This is a genomic window from Nostoc sp. ChiSLP03a, assembly GCF_034531215.2.
GTDB lineage: Bacteria > Cyanobacteriota > Cyanobacteriia > Cyanobacteriales > Nostocaceae > Nostoc.
The window spans coordinates 1-7,585 of record NZ_JAVRBQ020000012.1; the positions used below are offsets into that span (position 1 = coordinate 1).

Below are 7,585 nucleotides of genomic sequence, written 5' to 3' on the forward strand. Positions count from 1 at the left end.
TGAAGACACTGTTTGTAGGCGTTTTTTCAGTTCCTCTTCGCTCTCGGCGATCGCAATTTTAAATGGGCGGCTCATGGTTCTGTTAACTTACCTAGTTTGCTTCTCCCCATTATATGCAGATTCATTTTTAATTGGTATTACTGGTGCTGGAACTCATCCGGGTGGTTCAATTTCCGGTTTGCCGGGACGTAATTGTGCGCGTGTGTTTTTGCATAATGAGCAACCCATCGCCCAGAAAATCAAGGAAGCCGGAGGTTCAATCAAATCTGCTTTTGCATCTGTCTTGAGGAATGAATTAGACTAAGAGACTGTTTATAAAAAAAGTAAATAGCATTAGGAGATTGCGTCATTTGAAAGTTTATTCTGAAGTAGCTAAACGGCTAAAAATGAGGTTTGATAAGCTTTTTGGAGCAAGTTACTAATGCTTTTTAGTCGAAACTATCAAAAGTCTAGACAATACCCTGGGATACTTCCCGTGACGCTTTCAGATTCCCCAATAGACAGAGAACTGTAACCGTAATAGTAACTAAGATGTGGGTGTAGTAGAGTTATTCAGGAATATTTGCAATGGCAACTGAAACTAACAAAGTGGTTGAATTATCTACTGAAGCTAAAGCCTATAACGGTGTCGATCGCAATGCTTGGATTTTTGGATGGAATCCGCAACAAGAATTGTGGAACGGGCGTTTAGCGATGATTGGCTTTATTTCTTACGTACTTTGGGATTTAGCTGGCTATAGTTTAGTGCGTGACGTACTCCACTTGGTTCGCTAATTCTTCACTGATGAATTATCCCCCCTTGGGGAAATAATTCAAGAAATACCAATTTAGGGGCGTTGTAATAAACTTACTCGTGAATTAGAGTCTAATGCCGAGGTTATATATGGACGCACGAATACAATAATCTAAAGGAGAAAAATATGATAACTAAAAACACAATACATGCATTAGGAGTATTTGCGAATTCTCAAGGAATAGAGCAGGCAATTAATGAATTGAAAACTGCAAATTTTTCTATGGAAAAAGTTTCTGTTATTGCTAAAGATGTAGAGCAAGGTGAAAACTTAGGTGAGGCGCAAATAAGCGATCGCATTGGCGATCGAGATGTCGATACAACCGGAGCCGTAGGAGACACGTTGACAGCAACTACTTGGGGTAGCGCGTTACTTGGTTTGAGTAGTTTAGCACTTCCCGGTTTAGGAGCTGTGCTAGCAGCAGGTTCCGTAGGTGTAGCATTGGTTAGTAGCATCGCAGGTGTTGCTGTCGGAGCCGCAGCAAATCAGAATTTACTGAAAGCATTAGGTGATTTAGGCATCCCTGAAGAACGAGCCAGAGTTTATAGCGATCGCCTCCAGCAGAGTTATTATTTGCTCATACTAGAAGGCTCAGAAGAAGAAATTCATCGTGTTGAACTCATATTACGCGATCGGGGTATTGAATATTGGGGCGTTTATGATTCCCCGCAGGCTTCAAATGGTGGGGTAAATTAGCGCTTTTTTCAAACATTTAAAACTTGTTCTGTCTGGCTTTCTTAATGCATGAAATTTGAATGCGTGAATTTTGAATTGGTATTAGGTTCAATTCCATCTAGCTATTTCTACCTTTTTTGTTAATCCTAAAGTTAGATGTAATTTTTCGGATTCAAGGCAAAATTGTAATAAATAATCAAACAGGATAAAAACATGAAAACTGACAACATAACCAATTCTAACAACACCGAACGGACAACACTTGAAGGTGGAAGCAAAGAAGCTCTAAATCAAAAAACCTCTATCCAATTTATACTTAGCATAACTTTGGGAGTATTAACAATTGTTTTAGTTGCTGCAAGTGCTTATTACGGACTTATTCGGTTTTAATCCGATTTATTAAAGTAGGAAGTTTTGGTTTGTTTGAGCGCATTGAATAATTTCAAATATAACAAGATCCTCAGCAAAATGTATGGTGGTGCTTTTAGTTTATCAAAAGCCCTTATTGGGGTAAAAGCACTGCCATACTTTTCTTATGATGGAGGAGCAGTTCTAGTTTTGGCAAATATAGCAAGGGACTGGGGACTGGGGACTGGGTGAAAAGCCTTTTTGTGTCTAAGTTTTATCGTCTGTTGATGTCCTAACCACCTTGACTGTTGCTATAAGCTGTTCCACATTTAACTTGCATATATTGGGCGGGCGAGACGCCCACCCCACAATAAATGTACAATTTCAGATTATGCAAACTAGATGTGGTTTAGTTTAAAACAGCACTAGAACGCTATTAACTTAATACCATAGCACGGCTAATTGGCGGAGTATGGACTGGAGGAGAAGTTTGGCGGTTCTCTGAAGTTACCATTTTTGGTAGCGAACAAGCTTTTAGACAAACTCAAAATGAAAACCTACGGTTATATTGTAGAAAACTTATCTATTGAGGGATGTTTGAGTTTATAATTTCTAACAGAATACAAATATAATCTAGTAGTGATTGATTGAAGAAACGCTTAATCCTCTAAATTAAAGATTTAAAAATAACCTTTTTATAAGTAGGAGTATTGATGAGTTTACCAGTTAAAGAAATTGTGTTAATGCCAGGAGAAGGTAATCATCTAACTACTGGTAATAGCGAAATAACATTTAAAGTAGTTGGTGCTGATACTCATGGTCACTTAGGATTGTTTGAAAACTTAATACAACCAGGTGGAACTGCCCCGGTACTGCATATTCATCGACAAATGGAAGAAATGTTTTATGTATTAGAAGGAGAAGTAGAAATTCAAGTTGGAAATCAGATAGTGCAGGGGCAACCAGGGGCATTTGTATTAGTTCCACGTAATACGCCTCATACATTCGCTAACCGAGGAACTCAGCCTGCAAAATTATTAATCATGTTTTGTCCAGCAGGAGAACGCGAAAAGTATTTTGAAGGGTTAGCCGAACTGCTCAAGGAAGGACAGACTCCAGACCGAGATGCTCTTGTAGAATTGATGCGGAAATTCGATCAGGAGCCAGTAGAGATTTAATTCTTGGCGGTGTTACTTGAAAGTATCAACCGAAGAAGAACGACACTCAATACGGTTCGGTTAAAGGGGAAAGGGAAAAGGGAAAAGGTATTGGTTTTGAATATCTTCAGGACTTATGCACTCAGATCCCCCAACCCCCTTAAAAAGGGGGCTTTAGAAGTTCCCCCCTTTTTAAGGGGAGCCAGCGCGGTCTTGGGGGTTTCCCCCATGAGCGACTGGCGTGGGCTAGGGGGGATCTAGGTTTCAGGCTTCAGTGCGTAAGTCCTAATCTTATATCAAGTCCGGCTAATTAGTTTTGCTTGCCAAATCTATGCAGAAAGCCCAAAAGCGCTTTTCCCTTGCACCTGAAGCTCCTCTGCTCCCCTGCCCTCCTAATGATAAGTCTTTAACTGGACATGATATTAGTGGCATTCCTGTCTTATATGTGCAGCCTGAACGAGAGCTAAAAAAAGTTTTTGATTACTGGGATCGAGAATTGAAAGCTCAGGATGCCATTGTACACCAATTGCCCAAGGATGATGTTCGTGCTCCACAGCTTCAATGACTCCATCATCCCAGGCATGAGCAACAACCTGCCAACCAGGCGGTACTTTATCTACTGCTTGATGATGCCAAGAAACTACAGATATGCGAGAATTCTGTAAACACTCAGCTAAAAGGCTCTCTCCATCTATCGTGACGAGATGTTCTGTATGTAAACGTCGTCCAGGTTCAGGCTCTAGACGATGTAATGCACATGTACCGTAAACATCTGGAATGTGAGGAATTAGAGTACCTCCACTGGCAACGATAAGAATTTGTAAACCCCGACAAATACCTAATATCGGCAGATGACGTTCAAGAGCTAACTTGCCAAGCTGCAATTCAAAAGCATCACGTTCGCGATCGACAGAATAAATGGTCGGATGAGCAAAACCATTGTAGCAAGCAGGGTGAATATCTCCACCACCAGAGATGATTAAACCATCCAAAGAATCTAAAAGTATTCCAAGTTCAATTTCTCCTGGTGGTAATAATATGGGAATGCCACCTGCTTTACGGACTGCATCTATATATTCGCTTGGCAGAGAAAATGGTAATGGTGCAAGGCGACCGTAAGTTGTAATTCCAATCAATGGTTTTCGAGATTTTCTACTCATCATTCCTCAAATAAACGATCGCCTTTATGTAAACGATAAGCGATTTGATAGGTTTGTGCTTGCGATCGCATTGTGGGAGAATGGGCTGCTAGATACCGAGCAGCAGCAACTAATACATGAACCCCAGCAGGAGTGTCACCTAATAGGGAATACTGACGAAAAGCGGCTTCTATTTCTTGAATAACATGAAAATCACGGTTTTCTCTGAGCATCATTTTCCCTAGCATCGCCATCAGTCTTTCAGGCTTGCCACCACTATATAAATAATTAGCCACTAATTGACCTGTCTGGTTAACTTGCTGTTGACGATTTAATAAATCGGGTAGCTGCTGGAGCAATTCTTCGGGATTTACAGCAGAGTCTTTGGGTTCTGGAAGTCGTGCTGGTGGTACATTCAAAAAACGATTCAAATAAACACTCATCGCCGCATCAAATACGCCTCTGAGTAGTTCTACTGTTGGCACTCGTCGTAAACCTTGATGCACAGCGTTTGCAAAAGTGAATGGATGATGTGCGGAATTCCAATCTCCAAAGTCATTGTTAGTATTAAAACGAGCTACACGCAGTGCTGCCGTATAAGTAACTACACTTGCTAATTGTTCTTCTGTACAACCAGCTTCTAGGGCATTCAGTAGCAAGTCGGCGATCGCTTGTGGGTCTTCACCTAATAAAATTGGTATTAATTGCTCCGAGTTTGCCCAAGTTCCTCGTTGAGATTTTCCCGCATTTAAAACATTGGGTAATTGCTCAAAAGCCGACTCTAATATTGCCACCAAGTCTACAGGGTAGCGCCAGGAATTAGATTCTTCCATCCGGGATGCACTAGCTAAACCCGAAACTAAGCTAGGTAGAACAGATTCCGCAGCTTGCCAACCAACAATATCAAGTGCTTCCAGTGCTTTGTTAATAAAATCAAGGGTATGCCCAATGTCGAGATAACGATGATCTGTAGCCGATGAAAACAGCATATCCGCAACTTGCTCTAAATTAGCCCCTGAGCGAATCGCAGATACCAGACATCTTTGTGCGGCTTCACTATCCCGTACCTCAATAAACTGGCAAAACCAGCTTTTAAGAGTCGGAAAATCAACTGTAGAGTTAGGCAACGGCTGAACGACAAACAAAGGCGGTGCGCCTGCACTATCATTCGCGACTGCCGAAAGTCCGTGAAATAAAGCACGGGGTTTGTCTTCTTCATCCAGATAAGGTAAAAGATTAATCGTGCAGGTATGGATAGTTAAACCTGCACTCCAACCTGTTTTGTTATAACGAGTGCCAAATTGTAGCCCGATTTGAAATGGTTCAGCCGGATTTACTTCTATATCTAACAGTGCGATCGTTGATTTGGCAATCACCAAGGAAATACTCTGCTCTAAACCATCTTCAAGGCGTTGGCGGTGGTGGGCATGGAGATTAACTGGCGGTGCTAAATTCACCCAAACTTCACCATCACGGATTTCTACAGGAAATGCCGGCACATCATCTGCCCAAGAGTCAAAGGTTCCACCACTAGCTATATCAAAGCGGGCATAATGCCAAGGGCAGGTAACAATACCATCCTTGCAAGTGCTACCGTGTAGGGGAAAACCCATGTGGGGACAACGGTTATCAATTGCATAAACTTTATTGTCTGAGTAAAACAAGACAATAGTATGCTTTTCTTTGCGGATTACCAAACTGCCTGCTGCCTGAACATCTGTAAGTTGAGCAACACGGGTATAATTGTCTTTCTTGGTCGTTTCTTTAAATATTTGAGTCATTTAATTTACACACAAGTAAATATCAAAAGCCTTGCTTCTACTCTGACAAATTTTTTCTTTTTTCGACCATTTGTACAATACTAATTTTTGTTAATATACTCGAAGCGACTGAGTACTACTGCGACTACAAAGCGCATGACCGAATTTTGGCTGGTGATGTCGAAGGTTGTCAGGTTTATTACTTAACTGACAAAATTAGCTGTGTTTCGCTGCACTAATATATACTCTGATTAACCTCTCATTCAAACTCCTATGATCTGCGAACATTTAGATAATCTGACTGCGGAGACTCTGATTTCTAAAGCAAACTACCCAGTATTTCGTTGTGAAGAGTGTATTAAAATAAACGGTCGCTGGGTACATCTCCGTATTTGTCAAAGTTGCGGCAAGATGCTGTGCTGTGATTCTTCTCTTCATCAACATGCTCGACGGCATTATGAAGAAACTGGACATTTAGTAATTAGCTCGGCTGAGTTAGGAGAACAGTGGTTATGGTGTTTTTTGGATGAGCAGGCAAAAAACTATTAAAGTGAGGCAATACAGGATCGAAAGAGTGCAGAGGAACTGGAGACGCTTGCAGTTTCAGGAAAAAGTAGCTCCTTCGGTGAGTGTTGAATCGCAGATGTTACAGACGATGAACTCTAACACCCTCAAGAGAGGGGATCGCCTTTTCAGGGAAACCGCTTTCAACTGTTGTTGAAAACCAGTATCATCCGAAATTTTATGCGAAGAATTATTATTGGGGTTATGGGTAGGGGAGAAAATGCGACAGCCAATGATTTACAAAATGCTTATATATTAGGTCAACTTATTGCCAAACAAGGATGGATTTTACTCACTGGTGGTAGAAATGTAGGGGTAATGGATGCAGTAAGTAAAGGTGCAAAATCTGCTGATGGTTTAACTATTGGTATTCTTCCAGGTAAGAATCAGGATGGTATATCCTCTTGGGTAGATATTGCTATTTTCACAGACATGGGTAATTCTAGAAACAATATTAATGTTCTTAGCAGCGATTTGGTGATTGCTTGCGGTATAGGTGCAGGAACTGCTTCAGAAATTGCTCTAGCTTTGAAAGCAAATAAGCAAGTAATTTTGTTGAATAATGATGAAGAAAGTAAACTTTTCTTTAAAAAATTGTCGCCAGAAAATGTTTATATTGTGGAGAGTGTAGAGCGGGCGATCGCTACTGCCAAAACAATTTTATACTAATTGGTAAATCAGTAAATTCTGATCGCGTACATTAACTAATTATTTGTCCTAAAATGAGTGAAGCGGCAATATATGGCGTTATGACTCGTATTATGCTACATCGTCTAGCCGTCTAAATTTCTGGAATAGGCCATAGTCGCCGCAGTGAAAATCAGAGAGCAAAGATGCTAATAGACGACATCCACCAATCATAACTACAGGGTTTATTACTTCACAAGCATTAACTATAAAAGAACTGATGGGAGTTGGCAATAAAAACAGCGATCGCACTTTGCAGTTATCTTCTAAGATTTCTTCATTCTGCGTAGGCGCTAGCCCGTCTTAGACATGAATATTGACAACTAATACCAAATTAATATGAAGCTGCATAGAATAGAGCTTCCAAGATAAAGTTATAAGAAGAGACAGAAATTACCTGCTCAAATGTGAGTTGGTCGAAGATTTCTTGGATGCGCTCGCGTAAAGCTTGTAAAGAAGAG

9 protein-coding genes and 1 pseudogene are annotated in these 7,585 nt (G+C 40.7%); 8 read left to right on the forward strand and 2 right to left on the reverse strand.

The window, feature by feature from the left end; all coding sequences use genetic code 11:
• The 6 genes and pseudogenes from RMY32_RS01660 to RMY32_RS01685 all read left to right on the forward strand — a co-directional run.
• Nucleotides 1-304: pseudogene (locus RMY32_RS01660) on the forward strand (hypothetical protein); the annotation flags it as partial.
• A gap of 263 nt (nt 305-567) precedes the next feature.
• Complete coding sequence (locus RMY32_RS01665) at nt 568-774, forward strand: high light inducible protein (protein ID WP_322673011.1); 207 nt, start codon at nt 568-570, stop codon at nt 772-774.
• Nucleotides 775-920: 146 nt separating this feature from the next.
• On the forward strand, nt 921-1,490 hold the full coding sequence (locus RMY32_RS01670) for a hypothetical protein (protein WP_322711697.1): 570 nt from the start codon (nt 921-923) through the stop codon (nt 1,488-1,490).
• Between the two features lie 192 nt (nt 1,491-1,682).
• Nucleotides 1,683-1,859, forward strand: coding sequence for a hypothetical protein (locus RMY32_RS01675; RefSeq protein WP_322711699.1), 177 nt, complete (start codon nt 1,683-1,685; stop codon nt 1,857-1,859).
• 420 nt (nt 1,860-2,279) lie between these two features.
• Entirely contained in the window at nt 2,280-2,426 is a 147-nt protein-coding gene (locus tag RMY32_RS01680) for a hypothetical protein (protein WP_322711700.1), read from the forward strand.
• A gap of 104 nt (nt 2,427-2,530) precedes the next feature.
• Nucleotides 2,531-2,995 carry a cupin domain-containing protein gene (locus RMY32_RS01685; protein WP_322692030.1) on the forward strand — a complete coding sequence of 155 codons (465 nt, stop codon included), beginning with the start codon at nt 2,531-2,533 and terminating at the stop codon, nt 2,993-2,995.
• 401 nt (nt 2,996-3,396) lie between these two features.
• On the opposite strand, the gene RMY32_RS01690 is transcribed toward RMY32_RS01685, so the two are convergent.
• Entirely contained in the window at nt 3,397-4,137 is a 741-nt protein-coding gene (locus RMY32_RS01690; RefSeq protein ID WP_409882167.1) for a gamma-glutamyl-gamma-aminobutyrate hydrolase family protein, read from the reverse strand.
• On the reverse strand, nt 4,134-5,894 hold the full coding sequence (locus RMY32_RS01695) for a Rieske (2Fe-2S) protein (protein WP_322711703.1): 1,761 nt from the start codon (nt 5,892-5,894) through the stop codon (nt 4,134-4,136). Before RMY32_RS01695 ends, RMY32_RS01690 begins: the two co-directional genes overlap by 4 nt.
• Nucleotides 5,895-6,146: 252 nt before the next feature.
• Between RMY32_RS01695 and RMY32_RS01700 the strand changes: the two genes are divergently transcribed.
• Both RMY32_RS01700 and RMY32_RS01705 read left to right on the forward strand, forming a co-directional pair.
• Nucleotides 6,147-6,422 carry a UBP-type zinc finger domain-containing protein gene (locus RMY32_RS01700; protein ID WP_322711704.1) on the forward strand — a complete coding sequence of 92 codons (276 nt, stop codon included), beginning with the start codon at nt 6,147-6,149 and terminating at the stop codon, nt 6,420-6,422.
• Between the two features lie 195 nt (nt 6,423-6,617).
• Nucleotides 6,618-7,106, forward strand: a complete 489-nt coding sequence (locus RMY32_RS01705) for a TIGR00725 family protein (RefSeq protein ID WP_322711706.1) — start codon at nt 6,618-6,620, stop codon at nt 7,104-7,106.
• Nucleotides 7,107-7,585: the final 479 nt, after the last annotated feature.